Origin of the sequence: Paraburkholderia sp. SIMBA_027, from assembly GCF_046535315.1 — a bacterium.
Classification (GTDB): domain Bacteria; phylum Pseudomonadota; class Gammaproteobacteria; order Burkholderiales; family Burkholderiaceae; genus Paraburkholderia; species Paraburkholderia tropica.
On sequence record NZ_JAWRWY010001343.1, the window covers coordinates 1 to 246 of the forward strand.

The 246-nt window shown below is 61.0% G+C and carries 1 protein-coding gene; it reads left to right on the forward strand.

Features of this window, described 5'->3' with window-relative positions; all coding sequences use genetic code 11:
- Positions 1 to 57: 57 nt before the first annotated feature.
- The coding region (locus tag SB764_RS43545; protein ID WP_410867246.1) for a M20/M25/M40 family metallo-hydrolase at positions 58 to 246 on the forward strand (189 nt) is incomplete at its 3' end.

Below are 246 nucleotides of genomic sequence, written 5' to 3' on the forward strand. Positions count from 1 at the left end.
GGCGTCGGGAAAACCGGTGTTGTGGGTGTGCTTGAGAACGGGGCGGGACCGGTGGTCATGGTGCGTGCTGACATGGACGGATTGCCGGTCAAGGAAGCCACGGGCTTGGACTATGCCAGTACAGAAGTTGGCATTGATCCGGAGGGCAACGAAGTTCCCGTGATGCATGCCTGCGGACATGATGTGCATGTGAGCTGCTTGCTCGGGGCCGTGGAATCTTTGTCCTCCGCGCGGCAGGAATGGCGG